Origin of the sequence: Pseudomonas nitroreducens TX1 (genome assembly GCF_000313755.1) — a bacterium.
In the GTDB taxonomy this organism is placed as follows: domain Bacteria; phylum Pseudomonadota; class Gammaproteobacteria; order Pseudomonadales; family Pseudomonadaceae; genus Pseudomonas; species Pseudomonas nitroreducens_A.
In genome coordinates this window covers 1-20,362 of the sequence record NZ_AMZB01000128.1, presented here as the reverse complement: position 1 = coordinate 20,362, position 20,362 = coordinate 1, and the positions used below count along the sequence as shown (strand labels likewise).

23 protein-coding genes and 1 pseudogene are annotated in these 20,362 nt (G+C 66.3%); 13 read left to right on the top strand and 11 right to left on the bottom strand.

From position 1 onward, the window contains the following. The first annotated feature begins 24 nt into the window (after positions 1–24). The 3 genes from C167_RS0123540 (at position 25) to C167_RS0123530 (ending at position 3,563) form a co-directional block, all read left to right on the top strand. Positions 25–306, top strand: a complete 282-nt coding sequence (locus C167_RS0123540; protein ID WP_017520762.1) for a hypothetical protein — start codon at positions 25–27, stop codon at positions 304–306. Positions 307–387: 81 nt separating this feature from the next. After that, complete coding sequence (locus C167_RS0123535) at positions 388–621, top strand: TIGR02647 family protein (protein WP_017520761.1); 234 nt, start codon at positions 388–390, stop codon at positions 619–621. 92 nt (positions 622–713) lie between these two features. Next, the gene (locus tag C167_RS0123530) at positions 714–3,563 is read left to right on the top strand and encodes a class I adenylate cyclase (RefSeq protein ID WP_017520760.1); all 2,850 of its coding nucleotides are present in this window, start codon (positions 714–716) and stop codon (positions 3,561–3,563) included. Positions 3,564–3,610: 47 nt separating this feature from the next. On the opposite strand, the gene rnk is transcribed toward C167_RS0123530, so the two are convergent. The 4 genes from rnk to C167_RS0123515 all read right to left on the bottom strand — a co-directional run bounded on the left by rnk (position 3,611) and on the right by C167_RS0123515 (position 5,776). Further along, entirely contained in the window at positions 3,611–4,015 is a 405-nt protein-coding gene (rnk, locus tag C167_RS0123525) for a nucleoside diphosphate kinase regulator (RefSeq protein ID WP_017520759.1), read from the bottom strand. Between the two features lie 183 nt (positions 4,016–4,198). After that, on the bottom strand, positions 4,199–4,405 hold the full coding sequence (locus C167_RS33940; protein ID WP_081596713.1) for a DUF1289 domain-containing protein: 207 nt from the start codon (positions 4,403–4,405) through the stop codon (positions 4,199–4,201). After that, positions 4,383–4,718 carry an iron donor protein CyaY gene (cyaY, locus tag C167_RS0123520; protein WP_015479506.1) on the bottom strand — a complete coding sequence of 112 codons (336 nt, stop codon included), beginning with the start codon at positions 4,716–4,718 and terminating at the stop codon, positions 4,383–4,385. Before cyaY ends, C167_RS33940 begins: the two co-directional genes overlap by 23 nt. Continuing rightward, entirely contained in the window at positions 4,715–5,776 is a 1,062-nt protein-coding gene (locus C167_RS0123515) for an AraC family transcriptional regulator (RefSeq protein WP_017520758.1), read from the bottom strand. Before C167_RS0123515 ends, cyaY begins: the two co-directional genes overlap by 4 nt. A 152-nt stretch (positions 5,777–5,928) precedes the next feature. On the opposite strand from C167_RS0123515, the gene lptM reads away from it, so the two are divergent. From lptM to C167_RS0123485, 6 genes and pseudogenes are all read left to right on the top strand, one after another. After that, positions 5,929–6,069: an LPS translocon maturation chaperone LptM gene (lptM, locus tag C167_RS0123510; RefSeq protein ID WP_017520757.1), complete on the top strand. Its 141-nt coding sequence runs from the start codon at positions 5,929–5,931 to the stop codon at positions 6,067–6,069. Between the two features lie 92 nt (positions 6,070–6,161). Beyond that, a pseudogene (locus C167_RS34790) lies at positions 6,162–6,392 on the top strand (diaminopimelate decarboxylase); the annotation flags it as partial. A 13-nt stretch (positions 6,393–6,405) separates the two neighbouring features. Continuing rightward, positions 6,406–7,236 carry a diaminopimelate epimerase gene (dapF, locus tag C167_RS0123500; protein WP_017520755.1) on the top strand — a complete coding sequence of 277 codons (831 nt, stop codon included), beginning with the start codon at positions 6,406–6,408 and terminating at the stop codon, positions 7,234–7,236. 156 nt (positions 7,237–7,392) lie between these two features. Further along, entirely contained in the window at positions 7,393–8,094 is a 702-nt protein-coding gene (locus C167_RS0123495; RefSeq protein WP_017520754.1) for a DUF484 family protein, read from the top strand. A 34-nt stretch (positions 8,095–8,128) separates the two neighbouring features. Beyond that, a complete protein-coding gene (gene xerC, locus C167_RS0123490; RefSeq protein WP_017520753.1) occupies positions 8,129–9,034 on the top strand; it encodes a tyrosine recombinase XerC in 906 nt (301 codons plus the stop codon). After that, complete coding sequence (locus tag C167_RS0123485) at positions 9,031–9,723, top strand: HAD family hydrolase (protein ID WP_017520752.1); 693 nt, start codon at positions 9,031–9,033, stop codon at positions 9,721–9,723. The genes xerC and C167_RS0123485 overlap by 4 nt, the downstream gene beginning before the upstream one ends. A gap of 186 nt (positions 9,724–9,909) precedes the next feature. On the opposite strand, the gene sutA is transcribed toward C167_RS0123485, so the two are convergent. The 4 genes from sutA to glnK all read right to left on the bottom strand — a co-directional run bounded on the left by sutA (position 9,910) and on the right by glnK (position 12,566). Next, positions 9,910–10,242 carry a transcriptional regulator SutA gene (sutA, locus tag C167_RS0123480; RefSeq protein WP_017520751.1) on the bottom strand — a complete coding sequence of 111 codons (333 nt, stop codon included), beginning with the start codon at positions 10,240–10,242 and terminating at the stop codon, positions 9,910–9,912. Between the two features lie 78 nt (positions 10,243–10,320). Next, on the bottom strand, positions 10,321–10,746 hold the full coding sequence (locus tag C167_RS0123475; protein ID WP_017520750.1) for a secondary thiamine-phosphate synthase enzyme YjbQ: 426 nt from the start codon (positions 10,744–10,746) through the stop codon (positions 10,321–10,323). 105 nt (positions 10,747–10,851) lie between these two features. Further along, positions 10,852–12,186, bottom strand: a complete 1,335-nt coding sequence (locus C167_RS0123470; protein WP_026079237.1) for an ammonium transporter — start codon at positions 12,184–12,186, stop codon at positions 10,852–10,854. A 41-nt stretch (positions 12,187–12,227) separates the two neighbouring features. After that, on the bottom strand, positions 12,228–12,566 hold the full coding sequence (gene glnK, locus C167_RS0123465; protein WP_003457590.1) for a P-II family nitrogen regulator: 339 nt from the start codon (positions 12,564–12,566) through the stop codon (positions 12,228–12,230). Positions 12,567–12,969: 403 nt separating this feature from the next. Between glnK and C167_RS0123460 the strand changes: the two genes are divergently transcribed. Together C167_RS0123460 and C167_RS0123455 are read left to right on the top strand one after the other, a co-directional pair. Beyond that, positions 12,970–13,251 (top strand): accessory factor UbiK family protein, encoded by a 282-nt coding sequence (locus C167_RS0123460; RefSeq protein WP_017520748.1) that lies wholly within the window; start codon positions 12,970–12,972, stop codon positions 13,249–13,251. A gap of 39 nt (positions 13,252–13,290) precedes the next feature. Beyond that, the gene (locus tag C167_RS0123455) at positions 13,291–14,781 is read left to right on the top strand and encodes a YifB family Mg chelatase-like AAA ATPase (RefSeq protein ID WP_017520747.1); all 1,491 of its coding nucleotides are present in this window, start codon (positions 13,291–13,293) and stop codon (positions 14,779–14,781) included. Here the strand turns inward: C167_RS0123455 and C167_RS0123450 are convergent. After that, a complete protein-coding gene (locus tag C167_RS0123450; protein WP_017520746.1) occupies positions 14,778–15,266 on the bottom strand; it encodes a RidA family protein in 489 nt (162 codons plus the stop codon). The genes C167_RS0123455 and C167_RS0123450 overlap by 4 nt on opposite strands. 29 nt (positions 15,267–15,295) lie before the next feature. Further along, entirely contained in the window at positions 15,296–15,526 is a 231-nt protein-coding gene (locus C167_RS0123445) for a DUF1127 domain-containing protein (protein ID WP_017520745.1), read from the bottom strand. A 184-nt stretch (positions 15,527–15,710) separates the two neighbouring features. Here C167_RS0123445 and C167_RS0123440 point away from each other — a divergent pair, with 184 nt between their 5' ends. Together C167_RS0123440 and C167_RS0123435 are read left to right on the top strand one after the other, a co-directional pair. Next, entirely contained in the window at positions 15,711–17,159 is a 1,449-nt protein-coding gene (locus tag C167_RS0123440) for a PLP-dependent aminotransferase family protein (RefSeq protein WP_017520744.1), read from the top strand. A gap of 82 nt (positions 17,160–17,241) precedes the next feature. Then, a complete protein-coding gene (locus C167_RS0123435) occupies positions 17,242–18,045 on the top strand; it encodes a TlpA disulfide reductase family protein (protein WP_017520743.1) in 804 nt (267 codons plus the stop codon). 13 nt (positions 18,046–18,058) lie between these two features. Here the strand turns inward: C167_RS0123435 and C167_RS0123430 are convergent, their stop codons facing one another. After that, positions 18,059–20,035 carry a methyl-accepting chemotaxis protein gene (locus C167_RS0123430; protein WP_017520742.1) on the bottom strand — a complete coding sequence of 659 codons (1,977 nt, stop codon included), beginning with the start codon at positions 20,033–20,035 and terminating at the stop codon, positions 18,059–18,061. Between the last annotated feature and the right edge of the window lie 327 nt (positions 20,036–20,362).

Sequence of the window (20,362 nt, the reverse complement as noted above, 5' to 3'; positions counted from 1 at the left end):
ACAAGTCCGCGAGAGAGCAATGTGATGACTGACCAAGACGATGGCGAAGAGTCCTTCGCCGAAGACACGCTGATCCAGGCCATCGAGAATCAGATCGACAGCGAGAACCCGCCGGCAGCCCGCGCGGTATTCAACAAGCTGACCCTGGTCGGCTACGAGCGCGAGGACGCCCTGCACCTGATGGCCCTGGTGCTCGCCCACGAGATCGAGGCGATGCTGGCCGACGACCGCCCGTTCAACGGCGAATGGTACGAACAGGCCCTGCGCGCACTGCCGACCCTGCCCGACGGCACTGTTGCCGAATGAGACAGCGGCATAACAGCGCTTGCCGAACCGGTCGGACTTGAGACTACACTGAAGCCTCATTGACCATCGGGAGTTAGGCGAATGGCTTTCACGAAAGAAATGGTTGAGGAACTGGACCTGCTGGCGCTGTATGACCTGGAGAACAGCCAGGCGGGATTGAAAGTCCACCATGACGCCTCCGCCGAGGCCGTGGCGGCAGCAGGCCGGCTCCATGCCAAGGGCCTGATCGACCAGCAGGACGGCGGCTATCTCACCAGCCTGGGTCTCGACGCCGCCGAGCACGCCCAGGTCCTGCTCGGCATCCTGCGCGGCTGACCTCAAGTTCCCCCGCGAGCGGGCGATAAACTGGCACACTTCCGAGCGCCGCATTCCCTGATGCGGCGCCGCTGGCCAGGCAGCAGTACGCCATGACGCTCACCCACGAAATTCGCCCGGACATCGACGACGGCATCGACCGAAAGGTGCTGGCGCAATTGCGTCAGCGTTTCCTCAAGGTCAATGCCGCGCGCCTGCAACGGGCCAGCGAAGCGCTTTCCACGCGCCAGCAGCTTGTTCTCAAGCTGTTGCCGCTGCTGCTGGACGTGAACCACCCGCTGCTGCCCGGCTATGTCTCGGCCGGCACGCCCGCCGGGCTGTCGAATTTCGTCCCCGACGACGAAATCCTCGCCGAAGCCCAGCGCCTGACCCGCTCCTTCAGCTACAAGACCCGTCGCGGCAGTCCGCCGCTACCGATCCACGGGCTGTTCCTGATGGGCAGCCTGGGCACGGTCGCCCAGGCCGAGCAGAGCGATCTGGACCTGTGGGTCTGCCACGCTTCCGACCTCGGCGAACGCGAACTGGCGGAGCTGCGCCGCAAGTGCGAGCTGCTCGAACAGTGGGCCGCCACCCAGGGTGCCGAGGTGCACTGCTTCCTCGTCGACCCGCAGCACTACACCCTGGGCGCCCGGGAGGCGCGGCTGACTTCCGACGACTGCGGCACCAGCCAGCACTACCTGCTGCTGGACGAGTTCTACCGCACCGCCATCTGGCTCGGCGGCCGCACGCCACTGTGGTGGCTGGTGCCGGTCTATGAAGAAAACCGTTACGCCGAGTACTGCCAGACCCTGCTGAGCAAACGCTTCATTCGTGCCGAAGACGTCCTCGACCTTGGCCATCTGGCGCACATCCCGCCGGGCGAATTCATCGGCGCCGGCATGTGGCAGCTGTTCAAGGGCATCGAGTCGCCCTACAAGTCAGTGCTCAAGCTGCTGCTCACTGAGGTCTACGCCAGCGAGCACCCGCAGGTCTCCTGCCTGAGCCTGCGCTACAAGCAGGCCATCTACGCCGGGCGCCTGGACGTGGAGGAGCTCGACCCCTACGTGATGCTCTACCGCCGCCTGGAGGAGTACCTCCAGGCGCGCGGTGAAAGCGAACGCCTGGAGCTGATCCGCCGCTGCCTCTACCTGAAGGTCGGCAAGAAGCTCAGCCGGCCGCCGCGCCAGGGTCACAAGAGCTGGCAGCGCAAGGTGATGGAGCGCGTCTCGGCGCCCTGGAAATGGGACAGCCGCGCCTTCGCCCAACTCGACAGCCGCAGCCAGTGGAAGGTCCGCCAGGTACTGCTGGAGCGTCGTGCGCTGGTCAACGAACTGACCCACAGCTACCGCTTCCTGTCGCAGTTCGCCCGCCTGCAGCAGGCGGCCAGCGGCATCAACCCGCGGGACATGGGCATCCTCGGCCGGCGCCTATATGCCGCCTTCGAACGCAAGGCCGGCAAGGTCGAATTCATCAATCCGGGCATCGCTCCGGACATGGCCGAGGACATCCTCACCCTTGCCCAGCTGCCCGCCGGCGAGGCCGGCAAGTCGCCGTACTGGGCACTGTTCAGCGGCAACCTGTCGCTTGCAGAGATAGCCGACTTCGCCCCGCTGCGCCGCGCCCGCGACCTCATGGAGCTGCTCGCCTGGAGCCACCGCAACGGCGTGATCGACGCCACCACGCGGCTGTCCCTGCAACCGGGCAGCAGCGACCTGACCGAGTTCGAACTGCAGAACCTGCTGGGCTGCCTGCAGCAGACCGTGCCGCTGCCACTGAATGAAGTGTCGGAAAGCGCCTTGCTGCGCAGCACCGTGCCTTCGCACGTGTTGCTGCTGGTGAACGTCGGTCTCGATCCGCTGCGCCAGCACAGCCAGATGAACGTACACATGACCACCGAGCGTACCGACTCGCTCGGCTATTCCGGCGTGCGCGACAACCTGGTGCTGACCCTCGACCAGATCACCCTCAACAGCTGGAACGAACTGCTGGTCAGCCGCTACGCCGGCCCCCACGCGCTGCTCGACTGCCTGCGCGATTTCCTCAATACGCTGCCTACCGACGCTCCGCCACCGCGCCTGCTGGTGCGCTGCTTCTGCCGCAACCGTGCCACGGCCATCGCCCAGCGCGTGGAAGACCTGTTCCGCGATGCCCACGGCCAGCTTGCCAGCGGCAAGGGCGGGCGCTATCTGCTGCAGGTGCGCCAGCATTTCCACCTGCTGCACCTGGTGCCCGGCAGCGTCAGTCACCGGGTGATCGAAGGCTTGCCGGCACTGGTCGAGCACCTGGGCGACACCCAGGACGACAGCGGCTTCCTGCAATTGGACCGGCACGCGCTGGAGGGCGACGACCTCGCGGTGATCCTGCCGCTGGGCCGGGCCAATACCGTGCAGGTGTTCTACCGCCTGGATGAAGGCAGCGCGGAAATCACCATCCTCGACGAGCGCAACGCCCTCTGGCGGCGCCGCCAGGAATACGACACGGAGGAGGGCCTGCTGCTGCCGCTGCAACGCTTCCTGCAATCGGTGCAGTACCGCCGCAACGCCGTGATTCCGCTACTGGAAGCCCAGGGACCGGTGGGCGCCGACATTCTCTTCTACGAGGTGATGACCGAAGGTCACCAGCGCGCACAGCGCATCGAGCGACGCAATACGCCGCAGCCGCTGGAGGCCCTGCCGTTCTACAACGTTCAGGCCATCGTCGAGCCGGGCGAAGGGCAGCGCGCGCGCACCACGCTGTTCTGCAACCACCGCGAGTTCTCGGAGCTGGAATTCGGCAACGAGTTGTTCCAGGCCGTGGCCCGGCATATTCTCGACCGCCGGCGCGGACAGGAACGCTATCCCTGCTACATCACCGACCTGGACCTGTCGGCCATGCGCGAAGGCGGGGAGCTGCAGACGGTGCATTTCCTGCGCTACAAGCAGAGCCTGGAGCAGGCTCTGAACCGGGCGCTGGCCGAGGCCTGAGCGGCTGCGGCGGGCGCCCGGGAGGGACGCTCTCGTCAGGCGAGAACTCAGCGATCGAAATCGCCGGCCGCTTCGGGCTGGTATTCCACTTCCAGCAGGGTCAGCTTCAGCGTCTTGCCGCTGGGTGCCGGCCAATCGATGCTCTGGCCGGTGGTCAGGCCCAGCAGCGCGGTGCCCACCGGGGCGAGGATCGAGACCTTGCCCTCGCCCTTCACGTCAGCCGGGTAGACCAGGGTCAGGTGGTACTCCTTGCCGCTCCCCTCTTCGCGGCAACGCACGGTCGAGTTCATCGTGACCACGCCCGGCGGAATCTCGTTGTGGCCGACCACCGTGGCGCGGGCCAGCTCGGCCTCCAGTGCCTCGGCCGCGGGACCGTACTCATCCAGGCTGTCGAGCAGGCGCTCCAGACGTTGCAGGTCGAGTCGAGTAACGGTGATGGGTGTCGTGGTCATGATGGTTGGCAGTCTCCTTACAGGAGAGCCCCGGACGCTCGCGCGTTCGGGGCCCTGGGTGTTCTGGCAGTAAAGTCGTTCGCCAGGCGAACGCGCAACGAAATCCGAAAAAAGAAAAACCCCGCCCAAGGCGGGGTTTTCCCGGACACTAACACAGCACGGAAAATAAGCAACACCGACCAGTCACCACTTCGGCCGCGGGTTGTTTCGGCGCTTTTCGCAGTCCGCCAGGATCGCCAGGCGTCGCTCGCCATCGGCCTCGTTCCACTCCAGGATTTCGCCCAGGGTGCGCCCGCAGCCGACACAGACATCCGCGTCGTCCAGGCAACAGCGCCGGCAGCAGGGCGAGGCAACGCTCGCCTGCGGCTCAGATGCCGGGGAAGTCGACATCCTCGCCTGCCTGCTCCAGCGTGGCGCGGTTGAGCAGCGCGCCCAGCGGCTCGCGGGTGCTGTCGCTGATCCACAGCGAGCCGGATTCGTCGTAGTCGAAGTGGAAGCCGCCGGAGCGCGCCGCCACCCACAGCTGGCGCAGCGCCGGCTGGCGGCTGAGGATCAGCTGGGTGCCATTCTCGAAGCGCACGGTCAGCACGCCGCTGGAATTCTCCAGGTCCACGTCCAGGTCGCTGTCGTCGAAGGCATCCTCCACCGTTACCTGTACGGCGTCCACCAGGTCATGGAAGCGGGCCTCGCTCAAAGTGCTCATGCATCGTCCTCGGGATCAGTCAAAGGCATCAGTTTACGCCGGTATTGGCCCAGACTCTGCCCCGTCCAGCGCCGGAATGCGCGGGCGAGCGAGCCGGCTTCGCTGAAGCCCAGCAGGTAGGCGAGGTCGGCGCTGTCCAGTGCCGGGTCGCGCAGGTAGTGCAGCACCAGTTGCTGGCGGGTTTCGTCCACCAAACGGCTGAACGACAGGCCGCTGTCGCGCAGGCGCCGCTGCAAGGTCCGCGGGCTCAGCGCCAACGTCTGTGACAGACGCTCCAGGTCTGCGCCCTGCTCCGGCAACTGGCGCGCCAGCTCCAGGCGCGCGCGGTCGAGCACGCTGTCGCCCTTATTGATCTCCACCAGCAGGCGTTCCGCGTAGGCATCCAGGGTGCGCTGCACCTGGGCATCGGCCTGGCCGAGTGGCAGCGCCAACAGGCGCTTGGGGAAAATCAGGGCATTGTCCGGCTGATCGAACAGCACCGGGCAGCGGAAAATGCGCTCATGCTCGCTGATATCTGCCGGGGCACTGTGCCTGAAACGCACCTCGAACGGGGCCTCGTCCACGCCGCTGACCCAGTGGCCGAAGCTGACCCAGCCGGCCAGGGTTTCCTCGCTCATCTGCCGCTGCTGTTGCGGCAGCAGCGGCTCCCAGCTGTGCCGGACCAGCGGCTCGCACCCCCCGCGCGGCGGCTCGTCGGCCAGTTCGACACGCCCCAGGTTGCCCACCAGCGAGGCGTAGCGCGCCTGGCGGTGCAGGGCGTCGGAAAGCGTCGCGCAGCTCATGATCAGGTAGCCGAGCACGCCGTAGTAGCCGGGGCGCACCGCTTCGCCAAGATGCAGGCCGAGGTTGTCGTCGCCGCTCAGGAGCACGCCGGCGCCAACCAGCTCCAGATAGGCACTGGCGGCGATGCGCTGGTCACGCTGGGCGAGGATCGACGGCTCCAGGTGCACCGTCGCCAGCAGCTGTGCCGGCTTCACGCCCTGGCGCTGCAGGTGCTCCACGAGGCCCTGCAGGTAGGCCACCGACACCGAGCTGGGCAGAGGATCGCGATAGTCCATCGGGCATTCCATTTTTGCCCGCCATCATAGGGCCACCGGCCCCTTCGGCGCGAGCCGCAAGCCCCGCCGGGCGGGAGTCCGCTCGAATAGGCAAGCCGGCGGGGGGTCGGTATACTCCGGTGCAATTGACGCTTTACTACAAGGATTCCGCCATGAAGCGACTGCTGCTTCCCTTCGTCGCGATCGCCCTGCTGACCGCCGCCATCGCTGGCTGCGGTCAGAAAGGCCCGCTGTACCTGCCGGACGACGAAAAGGCCAAGAACGAACACAGCAAGGACCGCTACGGTCTCTGAGGGCGTTTCCCATGGACGCCTTCGCCGTCCGCGACGGGCAACCGTTCGCGGCAGATGTGTCGTCGCCGGCGTTCGCCGAGCGCGTCGACAAGCCGATTCGGCAAGCCGGCAGCCTCCAGGTCCGGCTCCGCAATTCCGTGCGGCAAGAAGGTGACCTGCTGGCCGTCCGTTCGGTCGGCGCCTATGGTTTCGTCATGAATTCCAACGACAACACCCGGGGCCGCGCCGCCGAGGTGCTGGCAAACAGCTCGGCGGCGCATTCGCTGCGTCGCCACGCAACACGACCAGAGCTGTTCGCCGGCGAAAGCCTGCTGCCGGACTGAGGCCGAGACGACGATGCTTCTGCGCTTTACCAAGATGCATGGGCTGGGCAATGACTTCATGGTCCTGGACCTGGTCAGCCAGCACGCCCATGTGCAACCGCGCCACGTGAAACAATGGGGCGACCGCAATTTCGGGGTCGGTTTCGATCAACTGCTGATCGTCGAGCCGCCGAGCACCCCGGACGCCGACTTCCGCTACCGCATCTTCAACTGCGACGGCACCGAGGTCGAACAGTGCGGCAACGGTGCGCGCTGCTTCGCCCGCTTCGTGGTGGACAAACGCCTGACCGCGAAGAAGACCATCCGCGTGGAGACCAAGGGCGGCATGATCGAGCTGACCCTCACCAACGATGGCCAGGTCACCGTCGACATGGGTCCGCCGCGCCTGCTGCCCGAGCAGGTGCCGTTCCAGGCCAGCGCCGAAGCGCTGAGCTACGCCGTCGAAGTGGACGGCCAGCGGTACGAACTGGCAGCGATCTCCATGGGCAACCCGCACGGCGTGCTGCGCGTGGATGACGTAGACAGCGCCCCGGTGCGCACCCTGGGGCCGAAACTCGAAATCCACGAGAGCTTCCCGCAGAAGGCCAACATCGGCTTCCTGCAGATCGTCAATCCGCACCAGGCGCGTCTGCGCGTCTGGGAACGCGGCGCCGGCGAGACGCTGGCCTGCGGCACGGGCGCCTGCGCCGCCGCGGTTGCCGGCATCCGCCAGGGCTGGCTGCAATCGCCGGTACAGATCGACCTTCCCGGCGGACGGTTGTCCATCGAGTGGGCAGGACCGGGGCAGCCCGTTATGATGACCGGGCCCGCCGTGCGGGTGTTCGAAGGCCAGGTACGTCTATAAAGTCTGTTCAAGGTCTTGCCGAGCGCAGCTCAGACAAGGCGGAAACAGGCGAGAAAGCGCAGTTTACGAAGAGTAAATGAGCATTTTGAGCCTGTTTCCAACGCCGTATGAGCAAAGCGCCGGCAGACGTTGGACAGGCGCTGAACCGGGACGCTTATGACCGATATTCCGCAGGACCCCACCGTTACGCTCGAAGCCGAACAGGTTGCCGACTATCTTCGCCGGCACCCTGAATTCTTCGTCGATCATGACGAGCTGATCCCGGAGATGCGCATTCCGCACCAGCCGGGCGACGCCGTGTCGCTGGTGGAACGCCAGGTCCGCCTGCTGCGCGAGCGCAACATCGAGATGCGCCATCGGCTCTCGCAGTTGATGGACGTCGCACGCGACAACGACCGCCTGTTCGACAAGACCCGCCGCCTGGTGCTCGACCTGCTCGACGCCACCAGCCTGGAGGAAATCGTCAGCACGGTGGAAGACAGCCTGCGCCACGAGTTCCTGGTGCCCTACGTCAGCCTGATCCTGTTCAGCGACAACAACCTGCCGGTCGGCCGCTCGGTGAGCAGCGCCGAGGCGCACCAGGCGATTGGCGGCCTGCTGTCGGGCGGCAAGACCGTCTGCGGCGTGCTGCGCCCCCACGAGCTGGCCTTCCTGTTCTGCGAAAGCGAACGCGAGCAGGTCGGTTCCGCCGCCGTGGTGCCGCTGACCTTCCAGGGCCTGCACGGCGTGCTGGCGATCGGCAGCCCCGACCCGCAACACTACAAGAGCTCGTTGGGCACCCTGTTCCTGGGCTACGTCGCCGAAGTCCTCGCGCGGACCCTGCCGCGCTTCGCCACGCCACTGCGCTCGGTACGCTGATCCCGCCGGGCCTTCACCGCTGGGAGCTGATCGCTTGTCGCTCGAAGCCGATCTGGATGCCTACCTGGAACACCTGCGCAGCGAGCGCCAGGTGTCCGTCCATACCCTCGAGGGTTACCGCCGCGACCTGTTGCGGCTCGCCGCGCTCTGCGAAAAGTCCTCGCTGAACGAATGGCCCGCGCTGCAGGTGCGCGACCTGCGGATGTTCGTCGCCCGCCTGCACCAGCAGGGTCTCGCCAGCCGCAGCCTAGCGCGCCTGTTGTCAGCCACCAGAGGGCTGTACCAATACCTGATCCGCGAAGGGCGCTGCCGCCACAACCCCGCCGACGGCCTGGCCGCGCCCAAAGGCGCGCGCAAGCTGCCACGCACATTGGATACCGACCGCACAGCGCAACTGCTCGACGGCGGCGTCGAGGACGACTTCATCGCCCGCCGCGACCAGGCGCTGCTTGAGCTGTTCTATTCCTCGGGCCTGCGCCTGTCCGAACTGGTCGGCCTCGATCTGGAATGGCTGGATCTCAAGGATGGGCTGGTGCGCGTGCACGGCAAGGGCAACAAGGTGCGCGAGTTGCCGGTTGGCCGCGCCGCACGGCAGGCCATCGAGAACTGGCTGCCGCTGCGCGCCCTCGCCTCGCCCCAGGACAACGCCGTGTTCATCGGCCGCAGCGGCAAGCGCCTGACACCCCGAGCCATCCAGCTGCGCGTGCGCGAAGCCGGCGTGCGCGAACTGGGCCAGCACCTGCATCCACACATGCTGCGGCACTCCTTCGCCAGCCATATGCTGGAGTCGTCCCAGGACCTGCGCGCGGTACAGGAGCTGCTCGGCCACGCCGACATCGCCACCACGCAGATCTACACCCACCTGGATTTCCAGCATCTCGCCACGGTCTATGACCAGGCACACCCGCGGGCACGCCGTAAACCCGGAGCAGAAGAATGAGTATCCGTCTGGTCACCTTCGACCTCGATGACACGCTGTGGGACGTCGCCCCGGTGATGAACAGTGCGGAGGCCACCCTGCGCGACTGGCTGGCGGTGAATGCCAAGCAGCTGGGCCCGGTGCCCATCGAACACCTGTGGGCGATCCGTTCGCGACTGATGGAGCAGGACCCGATGCTCAAGCATCGCCTCAGCGAACTGCGCCGACGAATCCTGTTCCACGCCCTGCTCGACGCGGGTTATCCACAGTCCGAAGCCAGTGAACTGGCCGAGGCCGGGTTTCAGACCTTCCTCCATGCGCGGCACCAGGTGGCGCTGTTCCCCGAGGTGCACCCGACACTGGAGCAACTGGCCAACCGTTTCATCCTCGGCGTGCTCACCAACGGCAACGCCGACGTGCGCCGCCTGGGCCTGGCCGACTACTTCCAGTTCGCCCTGTGCGCAGAAGAGCTCGGCGTCGGCAAACCCGATCCGCACCCGTTCCAGGAAGCACTCAAGCGCGGCGGCGTGCGGCCCGAGGAAGGCGTGCATATCGGCGACCACCCCAGCGATGACATCGCCGGCGCGCGCCGCGCCGGCATGAAGGCCATCTGGTTCAACCCGATGCGCAAGCCGTGGGACGGCGAAGAGGCGCCCAGCGCGATCATCCACAACCTTGCCGAGCTGCCAGGAGTTCTGGCGAGACTCTGATGCTCCTGCTTCCCGGATAACACTGGCGCTCGGGCATCCACCCTCTCCCTGAAGGGAGAGGGCTGGGGAGAGGGTCCGAACGAGCGCAGAGGTATCCGCAGGAGCGAAACCCTCGTTACCAACGGACATGAAAAAGCCCCGCCGCTCCGAGGGAGCGACGGGGCTGTTTTCATGAAACCTCAGATATCAGATAGGGCGGCTGCCGTATTTGCTATCCGGCTTCTTGGGCGGGTCGGCCACGACGTTCGGCTCGATCTCCTGCACCTTGCCGCCGCGATTGAGGAACTCCTCCATCGCACGGGCCAGCGCGTCACGATCCTTCTGCTTGGCCTCGACCGAGGGCAGTTCCTCTTCTTCCGCAGCGGCCTTGGCTTTCTTGCCACCGCCCTTGGAAGCAGGGGCTTCATCCCCGTCGCCGCTGTCGGCGTCGACTTCGCTGTCGTCAGCTGCGGCGAGCTCCTCGCCGTCGTCCTCGTCAGCGCCGTCCAGTTCGTCCTGTTCCAGTTCTTCGTCGCTCATTATTCAACCTCTGTGGTGCTGCAAAGCACGTTAGTTATAGCCCAGCTGCGCGCTTTGACGAACGCAGCCGGAAAAAATTCATACAAGCTCGCCTTGCCAGGTCGCCATGATCTTTCGCGGCCCGCCGTGGTCGCGGTGCTCGCCCAGATAGATACCTTGCCAGGTGCCCATTGCCAAGCCTCCTTCCTGTATCGGCAGCGTCAGCTGACAGCCCAGCAGGCTCGACTTGAAATGCGCCGGAAGGTCGTCCGGACCTTCGTAATCATGTTCATAGCCGCTCTCGCCCTGGGGCACCAGGCGATTGAAGAATCGCTCGAAATCGCGGCGCACCGAGGGGTCGGCATTTTCATTCACCGTCAGCGAGGCGGAGGTGTGCTGCAGCAGCAGATGCAGCAGGCCCACCCGACATTTCGACAGCTCCGGCAGCGCGGCCAGTATCTCGTCGGTGACCAGGTGAAAGCCCCGCGGACGAGGGCGCAGGGTGATGGATTTCTGCTGCCACATGGCGGGCCTCCTCTGTCAGCTACGGTGATGCGCGCGCATTCTAGCGTGATGAACGAAAAAACAAAGGGCGCCCGAGGGCGCCCTTCGTCGAACGTGCGCGAACCCTTACAGGTTGTAGCCGCGTTCGTTGTGCAGGGAGAGGTCCAGACCCACGGTTTCCTCTTCCTCGGTGACGCGCAGACCCATGACCAGGTCCAGGACCTTGAGAATCACGAAGCTGACGATACCGGTGTAGACGATGGTGAAGGCCACGCCCTTGAACTGGGTGAACAGTTGGGCGCCGATGTCGGTCACGGTGCCGAAGCCGCCCAGGGCCGGTGCGGCGAACACACCGGTGAGCAGGGCGCCGACGATACCGCCGACAGCATGCACACCGAAGGCATCCAGGGAGTCGTCGTAGCCGACGGCGCGCTTGAGGCTGGTGGCGGCGAAGAAGCAGATCACGCCGGCAGCCAGGCCGATCACGATGGCCCCCATCGGGCCGCAGGTACCGGCAGCCGGGGTGATGGCCACCAGACCGGCAACCACACCCGAAGCGATGCCCAGGGCACTCGGCTTACCGTGGGTGATCCACTCGGCGAACATCCAGCCCAGGGCGGCAGCGGCGGTGGCGATCTGGGTGACCAGCATGGCCATGCCGGCAGTGCCGTTGGCGGCAGCAGCGGAACCGGCGTTGAAGCCGAACCAGCCTACCCACAGCAATGCAGCGCCGATCAGGGTGTAGCCCAGGTTGTGCGGAGCCATGGCAGCGGTCGGGTAGCCTTTGCGCTTGCCCAGCACGATGCACGCCACCAGGCCGGCGATACCGGCGTTGATGTGCACCACGGTGCCGCCAGCGAAGTCCAGCACGCCCCAGTCCCACAGCAGGCCGCCGTCACCGCTCCAGACCATGTGGGCGATCGGTGCGTAGACCAGGGTGAACCAGAGTGCGGTGAAGATCAGCATGGCCGAGAACTTCATGCGCTCGGCGAAGGCGCCGACGATCAGGGCCGGGGTGATGATCGCGAAGGTCATCTGGAACATCACGAAGACGCTCTCAGGGAACAGCGCGGCGGCGGAAGTCAGGCCGCTGGTGGTCAGGCCGCTGAGGAAGGCCTTGTCCAGGCCGCCGACGAAGGAAGCGAAATTGACCACGCCCTTCTCCATACCGACGGTATCGAAGGCCAGGCTGTAGCCGTAGACGACCCAGAGGATGCTGATCAGCGCAGTGATCGCGAAGCACTGCATCATGATCGACAGGACGTTCTTGGCGCGCACCATGCCGCCGTAGAAGAGCGCCAGGCCGGGGATGGTCATCAGCAGCACCAGGGCGCTGGAAATCAGCATCCAGGCGGTATCACCGCTGTTCAGGACGGGGGCCGCGGCCTCGTCGGCCAAGGCCAGACCGGGCATTGCGAGGGGCAATAGGGCGCCTAGCCCTGCGTATTTGCGCAGAGTCATTGTTGTTTCTCCTGGGGCGTGGGGTTCGGTGTGGGCTTGGCTTAGATCGCGTCGGTGCCGGTTTCGCCGGTACGGATACGAATGGCCTGTTCCAGATTTACGACAAAGATCTTGCCGTCACCGATCTTCCCGGTGTTGGCGGCCTTGGTGATGGCTTCGATAACACGATCCAGCTGGTCATCGGCAATGGCGACGTCGATCTTCACCTTCGGCAGGAAATCGACAACGTATTCCGCGCCACGGTACAGCTCGGTGTGACCCTTCTGCCGGCCGAAGCCTTTGACTTCGGTCACAGTGATGCCCTGCACGCCGATCTCGGACAGCGACTCACGAACGTCGTCCAGCTTGAACGGCTTGATGATGGCTGTGACTAGCTTCATGTAACTCTCTCCCGTGTTTTGGTGGACCCGCCCCAGGAAGAACGAACCCGGAGACAAGTCTAAGCGCAGTGTCTGGCTTTTGTAATGCGCCGGCCGCCCTACCTCAGCACTCCGACTGCCTTGATCGAAGCGATCCACCGCCTCTCCTGCCGCACCGGAACTGCATCGGTGCACGCCATATATGCCCCAAAGCATGAAGCTTGCCAGTTCGTGATAATGCCCGTGGCATCAGGTACTTGGCGCAAAATCGGGGTTTCTGGCGAATCGCCAGCGCCGCTTCTGCGCACCGAAAGCGCGCACGCCGAGCGGGCACACTGCTCAAAAAGCGTGCAACCCTGCCGGCCGCAGCCGGCGCCGGCTGCGTGATAGACTGCGCTCTGATTCAATCCGGAACCCATGAACCATGCTGCCGCCCAAAGCCTTCCTCGATGCCATCAGCCAACAAGCCGGACGCCTGTTCGGTGGCGAATCGCCCCTGCCGAAGGCCGAGCTGGAAGCCCAGTTCAAGGTCCTGATGCAGAGCGCCTTCAGCAAGCTCGACCTGGTCAGCCGCGACGAATTCGACAGCCAGATGGTCGTTCTCGCGCGCACCCGCGCCCGTCTCGAAGCGCTGGAAGCCAAGGTGGCGGAGATGGAAGCCAAGCTCTCGCCGCCCACCGATACCGCCGCACCCGCCTCCGAATAGCTCCCGCCTGGCGGGCGGAATGCGATCCAGGAGTGATCCATGTCCCTCGCCATCGTCCATAGCCGCGCCCAGGTCGGCGTGGAAGCGCCCGGCGTGACCGTCGAGGCGCACCTCGCCAACGGCCTGCCGTCACTGACCCTGGTCGGCCTGCCCGAAGGCGCGGTGAAGGAAAGCAAGGACCGCGTCCGCAGCGCCCTGCTCAACTCAGGCTTTGACTTCCCCAACCGCAGGATCACCCTCAACCTCGCCCCGGCAGACCTGCCGAAGGACGGCGGCCGTTTCGATCTAGCCATCGCCCTGGGCATCCTCGCCGCCAGCGGCCAGTTGGCCGATGCCGCCGGCCTGGAGGAACTGGAATGCCTGGGCGAGCTGGCGCTTTCCGGCACGCTGCGCCCGGTGCCTGGTGTGCTGCCCGCTGCCCTCGCCGCCCGCGCCGCGGGTCGCACGCTGGTGGTCCCGCGGGAAAACGCAGAGGAAGCCAGCCTCGCCAGCGGCCTGACCGTCTACGCGGTCGGTCACCTGCTGGAGCTGGCCGCGCACTTCAATGGCCAGGAACGCCTGCGCCCTTACGAGGCCAACGGCCTGCTGCGGGTGATGCCGCCGTATCCCGACCTGTCGGAAGTGCAAGGCCAGGCCGCGGCCAAGCGTGCGCTGCTGGTCGCCGCTGCAGGCGCGCACAACCTGTTGTTCAGCGGGCCGCCCGGTACCGGCAAGACGCTGCTCGCCAGCCGCCTGCCCGGCCTGATGCCGCCGCTGGACGAAGACGAGGCGCTTCAGGTAGCGGCCATCCACTCAGTCGCCGGGCGCGGGCCGCTGACCCACTGGCCGCAGCGCCCGTTCCGCCAGCCGCACCACACCGCCTCCGCGCCGGCGCTGGTCGGTGGCGGCAGTCGCCCGCAGCCGGGGGAAATCACCCTGGCGCACGAAGGCGTGCTGTTTCTCGATGAGTTGCCCGAGTTCGACAGGAAGGTGCTGGAGGTGCTGCGCGAGCCGCTGGAAGGGGGCGAAATCGTCATCGCCCGCGCCAACGGCCGTGTGCGCTTCCCCGCGCGCTTCCAACTGGTGGCGGCGATGAACCCCTGCCCCTGCGGCTACCTCGGCGACCCCAGCGGCCGTTGCCGCTGCTCGCCGGAACAGGTCCAGCGCTACCGCGCCAAGCTGTCCGGGCCGCTGCTCGACCGCATCGACCTGCACCTCACCGTCAGCCGCGAAAGTACCAGCCTGGCGCCCAGCGGGCCGAGCACCAGCAGCGCCGAGCTGGCCGTTCAGGTTGCCGCCGCGCGCCAGCGCCAGCTCGCCCGGCAAGGTTGCGCGAACGCCTTCCTTACCCTGAAAAAGATGCACCAATACTGTGCATTAAGCTCGGACGACCAGGCATGGCTGGAAAAGGCCGGCGAGCGCCTCAACCTGTCGCTGCGCGCGCTGCACCGCATTCTCAAGGTCGCCCGCACCCTGGCCGACCTGCAGCAGGCGGATGACATTGGCCGTCCGCATCTGGCCGAAGCGCTGCAGTACCGCGCGGGGCACTAGTTCGGCAGGTCCTGTGCGACGGCGAGGAGATTCAGCTCGACCGTGGCATTCTTCGGCAACTGGTAGACGCCAACCGAAGTGCGTGTGTGCACGCCGGCCGCACCCAGGACCTCATACAGCACCGCCGATGCGCCGTCGGCCACCTCGCTCTGCTGCGTGAAGTGCTCCGCCGACTGTACGAAGATATTGAGCTGGAGCACCTTGCGCACCCGGTCAAGATCGCCCAGCGCCTGGCGCAGCAGCGCCAGCGCCCGCATGACGCAGACCTGGGCAGCCCGCCGGGCGTCGGTCAGCGACACCTCGCTGCCCGCCCGGCCGGTGACGACGACCTCATCACCCACCCGTGGAATCTGCCCACTGAGGTGTACCTGGTTGCCTTCGATGAGGAAAGGCACGTAGTTGCCGCCAATCTTGATTTCACCGCTGAAGTCGTAGCCGAGTTCAGCCGCGACCCGTTCAAACGCTGCAGTGCGCGTCTCGCTCATGGGAACTCCCCTGACGTAACCGTTGCTGATCAGCAGCGCCAGAACGGTCGCATCGCTTCCAGCTTCGCCTGCTCGCGGCTGATGCCGATGTCGCGCAGTTGCGCGTCGGACAGCTCCAGCAGTTGCTTGCGGGTGCGCACGCGGCGCCAGAACTGCTGCCAGCGACTCTCCTGCGGGCCACGCGAGGCCATTCGGGCGCCGGGGATTTCCAGCAGTTCCTGTTGGTAAAGGGTCAGCCGCACATCGCTCAGGCCGCTCATGTCGTCACTCCTCCAGTCGGTTGCTCCGGACGTGGAACTAGAGTGGCGAAGCGAGGAAAATCATTACAGATTCAACAAAGCTATATTTTTTCCATACAGAAAGCGGCGAAAACCTTCTGAATGGCCTATTTTTTCTCGATCTGTACTGTATCCAGCTAAAGCCCCCCGGCACGGGAGATCTGTCATGAAACGCTATGCGCAGCTGGCCACCACCCTGGGCGAACGCATCGAGCAGGGCCTCTACCGCCCCGGCGACCGCCTGCCCTCGGTGCGCGCCCTGAGCGAGGAGCACGGCGTCAGCATCAGCACTGTGCAACAGGCCTACCGCGTACTGGAGGACTCCGGACTGGTTGAGCCGCGTCCCAAATCCGGCTACTTCGTGCCCGAACGCCGCGAGCTGCCGCCGATGCCGGCGATGACCCGACCGGCGCAGCGGCCGGTGGACGTGTCGCAGTGGGACCAGGTGCTGGAACAGGTGCGTCGCGCGCCGGGCGGCGATTTCGTCCAGCTGGGGCGAGGCACGCCGGACATTGCCAGCCCATCGCTCAAGCCGCTACAGCGGGCGATGGTTCACGCGGCACGCCGCTCCGATCTACAGAGCCTTGGCTACGAAGGCATCCAGGGCTCGCTGCCGCTGCGCGAGCAGATCGCCCGGCTGATGCTGGACTCCGGCTGCCAGGTGCCGCCCAGCGAGATCGTCATCACCACCGGCTGCCAGGAAGCCCTGGCGATCACCCTTCGCGCCATCTGCGAGCCGGGGGACATCATCGCCATCGACTCGCCGAGCTTCCACGGCGCCATGCAGGCGCTCAAGGCGTATGGCCTCAAAGCACTGGAAATCCCCACCGACCCCACCAACGGCATCAGCCTGGAAGCGCTGGAGCTGGCCATGGAACAGTGGCCGGTGAAGCTGATCCTGCTTACCCCCAACTGCAACAACCCGCTGGGCTACATCATGCCCGACGCGCGCAAGCGGGCGCTGCTGACCCTGGCGGCGCGCTACGACGTGCCGATCCTCGAAGACGACGTCTACGGCGAACTGGCTTACGCCTACCCGCGCCCGCGCAGCATCAAGTCCTTCGACACCGACGACCGCGTGCTGCTGGCCAGCTCCTTCTCCAAGACCGTGGCGCCCGGCCTGCGCACCGGCTGGGTGGTGCCGGGGCGGTACCTGGACCGCATCCTTCACTTCAAGTACATCGCCAGCGGCACCTGCGCGCCGCAGCCGCAGATGGCCCTGGCCGAGTTCGTCGGCGGCGGCCACTACGAGCCGCATATCCGCCGCATGCGCGCGCAGTACCAGCGCCACCGCGACCTGATGACCGAGTGGGTCGGCCAGTCTTTCCCTGCTGGCAGCCTCGTCAGCCGGCCGCGCGGCGGCTTCATGCTCTGGGTCGAGCTGCACCCGCAGTTCGACAGCGTGCGGCTGAACCAGGAGTTGCGGCGGGACAATGTGCAAGTGGCAGCGGGCAACATCTTTTCCGCCTCGGGCAAGTACCGCAATTGCATCCGGCTGAACTACTCCAACCGCGACCTGCCGGTGATCGAGGCAGCCGTCCGCAAGGTCGGCGCCTGTGCCACGCGGCTGACTGCCGAGCTGCACGAGCACGCCGAGGAGCTGCTGCCGGCCTGAGGCGAAACATTTATCCACAGCCCGGCGCTGCCGCTTGGCAGCGCCCTGCTGTACCTTGGTTTCCTTTTGCCGGGCTCCTGCCTTGACCAGTCTGACCCTCGGCCCACTGGCCATTCCCCTGCCCCACGTGCTGCTCTACCTCGGCTTCTTCGGTGCGCTGCTGGCCGGCTGGCTGGCCGGGCGCAGGCGCGGGGCCAATCCCGAAGGTGCGCTGTTCGCCATGTTCCTCGGCGGCCTGCTGGTGGCACGGCTGGCATTCGTTGCGCGCTATGCCGAGCAGTACGCGGCAACGCCCCTGAGCATTGTGGACATCCGCGATGGCGGGTTTCTCGCGCTACCGGGCGTGATCGCCGCTGCGCTGATCGGCGCCGTGCTGGCCTGGCGCAGGGCCGCACTGCGCCGCCCGCTGGCCGTCGCCGCCGTGGTCGGTGTATGCCTGTGGGGCGGCGGCAAGGCCGTGACCTCGGCGCTGGATCGCAGCCAGCAGTTGCCCGAACTCACGGTGATGGACCTGCGCGGTGCCGCCGTGGACCTGCGCGCGCGCGATGGCCGGCCCATGGTGGTGAACCTCTGGGCCACCTGGTGCCCGCCGTGCAGGCGCGAGATGCCGGTGCTGGAAGCGGCGCAGAAGGAGCGCAGTGATGTGCGCTTCCTGCTGGTCAACCAGGGCGAGAACGCCGAGGCCGTGCAGCGCTTCCTGCGCGACCAGCGCCTGAGCGACGCGGCGGTGCTGCTCGACAGCGGCAACCGCCTGGGCCAGCTCACCGGCTCCTACGGCATGCCCACCACGCTGTTCTACGACGCCCAGGGGCGCCTGAAGCACAGCCAGATGGGCGAACTCTCCGCCGCCAGCCTGGCGTATGGGCTGGGACAGCTCAAGGACTGACCCGCCCGGCGTCTCAGCGGAAGCGTCCGACTTCGTCGCGCAGGCCGGCCGCCAGGCTGTCAAGCTCGCGCACGGTCTGGGCCAGGTCGGCTACCACCTGACGCTGTTCGCTGTTGGCCTGGGCGATACCCTGCAGGTTGCTGCTGAGCAGGGTCGCAGTGCGGCTCTGCTCCTGGGTCGCCGTGGTGATGGCGGCGAATTGTTCGCCAGCCGCGCTGCTCTGCCCGGAAATCTGCGCCAGTGCGGCGGCGACCTTCTCGTTCAGCGTCAGCCCTTGCTGCATCAGCTGGCTACCCTGCTCGATGGTCTCGATGGCACTGCCGGTGTCCTGCTGGATGGCGCCGATCATCTGCGAGATTTCCGTGGTAGCGGCCTGAGTGCGCGCCGCCAGGCTGCGAACCTCATCGGCAACCACCGCGAAACCGCGCCCCTGCTCCCCGGCACGGGCGGCCTCGATGGCAGCGTTGAGCGCGAGCAGGTTGGTCTGCTCGGCAATCGAAGTGATCACGCCGACGATACTGCCGATCTCCTGGGAGCGCGCGCCGAGTCGGTTCACCCGCTCCACGGTCTGCTCCAGTGCACCGGCAATCTGCGCCAGCGAGGCGGAGGCGTCGTCCATGGACTGCAGGCCGATATGCGTCTGGCGGGTGTTCTCGCTGGCCATGCGCTCGGTGCTGCGCATGTTGTCGGCGATATCCATCGAGGTGGCGCTGAACTCCTCCACCGCGCCGGCCATGCTGTTGATCTCGCCGGACTGCTGCTCCATACCGGCATAGGCGCCGCTGGAAAGGCCCGACAGCGAGCGCGAGCAATGCCCCACTTCCTCGGCCGCGCCGCGCACGCGCGCGACCATGCTGGAGAGCGCCTCACCCATCTGGTTGAAGCTGCGCGCCAGGTCGCCGATCTCGTCATGGCTGGCAACGGACAGGCGCGCCCCGAGGTCGCCGGCGCCCAGCGCATGAGCCTGGCGCACCAGGTCGCCCAGCGGTCGAAGACGACGCTGCAGCAGCCAGGTCGTGGCGATCACCGCCAGCAGCATGGCGATCAGGCTGCCCAAGGCCAGTTGCCCACCGACACGCCATGTCACCGCGCGTATCTCGTCCTTGGGCATGCTCGCCACGACGGTCCAGGGCCCGCCGGCGAAAGGCTGCGCCACACTGTAGAAATCCTCCTGGCCGTCGCTCCAGAAGCGGCCGCGTCCAGGGTTGTCCAGCAGGCTGGCAAGGCTGTCGGCAGCGCGCTCAGGGTTGCGCGCGCCGGCCGGCGACACCAGCCAATGGTGTTGTTCATCCAGCAACGCCAGCGAGCCGCCCTGGCCGAGGCGGAAGCGGCCAAGGTTGTCGAACTGGCGCTTTTGCGCATCGGTGTAATCGAAGCCGACGAACAGTACGGCGATCACTCGCCCGCCAGCGTCGCGCACCGGGGTGTACTGGGTCATGTAGAAACGGTCGAACAACAGCGCGCGGCCGACGTAGCTTTCGCCACGCATCAGCAGCGGGTAGGCCGGGCTGTTGTGGTCCAGCACGGTGCCCATGGCGCGGCTGCCGTCCTGCTTCATCAACGAGGTGGTGATGCGCACGAAATCGTCGCCATCGCGCACGAACACGGTGGCGACGCCGGCAGTGAGCCGGCGGAATTCGTCGACCAGGGTGAAGTCGCCATTCAGGCGGGTGTCACCCAGGTACAGCGCCGGCGCCTGCAACGCGGCGACCGGCACGCGCTCGTCAGAGTGCGCTTTCAGACCGGCGGCGAAGCGCTGCTCGAACAGCCCGGCGAGGCGCTGGGTGCTTTCGCGCAGGGTGCCGTGGAAGGTTTCCAGCTGGTCCGCCAACAAGCGCGCTTCGCTGGCGAGGTGTTCTTCGCGGGTGGTCAGGGTAGCGCTGTCTAGCGAGCGCAAGGCAAACAGCGTGCTGCCGCTGATCAACAGGATCAAGAGCACGGCCAGGGCCATCGCCAACTGCAGGGCAATGCGGGATCGAGGCTGGTTCATATTTCAGGTTCTGCACGCAACGACAGACTGCCGCCCGTGGTGGGGGAGCGGCCTGCTTCGGTTCGAGGGGAGTGCCGGCGTTGTGCGCCGGTCTGCACAGGCTATCGGCGGCCCGTGACAATACTTGAGTAACTCACCCGGAATAGGCGTGGGACGGGGGTTCCTGGCGATCCGACGGTACTTTCCGCAGGGGCGCGAACAGCGATGCCCGACAGCACAGGAGCTGGCAACAACGTAGGACAACCGTGGTGCAAGAACCGGAAATTGGCGTAGGAACGGACTTTGTCCGCGATAACGTCCGGCGCGATGCGAACCTATCGCGGACGA